The sequence below is a fragment of the Bacillus cereus group sp. BfR-BA-01382 genome, assembly GCF_022663475.1.
In the GTDB taxonomy this organism is placed as follows: domain Bacteria; phylum Bacillota; class Bacilli; order Bacillales; family Bacillaceae_G; genus Bacillus_A; species Bacillus_A thuringiensis_S.
Map to the genome: position 1 here is coordinate 1 of NZ_JAKUFQ010000325.1, position 332 is coordinate 332.

Consider the following 332-nt stretch of genomic DNA (forward strand, 5'->3'; position numbering starts at 1 on the left):
GAATGCCATATGGTAAAACATATATTCGATACACTCGTGTATGTAGACGGTAATACAAACATTATAGAGCCAAGACTTGCATTTCACTGGGAATATAATGATGCTGAAAAAATATGGACGTTTTATTTACGAAAAGGAGTTCACTTTCATAATGGAAAACAACTTACTGCACATGATGTTATATACTCATTGAATCGATTTATGAAGCTGGAAAATAATGCACACGCATGGATGTTACAACACGTTGAAAGTATTCGTTCAGTGGATGACTACGTTGTCGAAATTCAATTACATACGGAAAATCGAATGTTTTTACATATGCTAAGTGCAGA

The 332-nt window shown here is 34.0% G+C and carries 1 protein-coding gene; it reads left to right on the forward strand.

Translation table 11 applies throughout. The features are described from left to right. On the forward strand, window positions 1–332 hold a 332-nt coding region (locus MR160_RS34180), incomplete at both ends, for an ABC transporter substrate-binding protein (protein ID WP_242299251.1).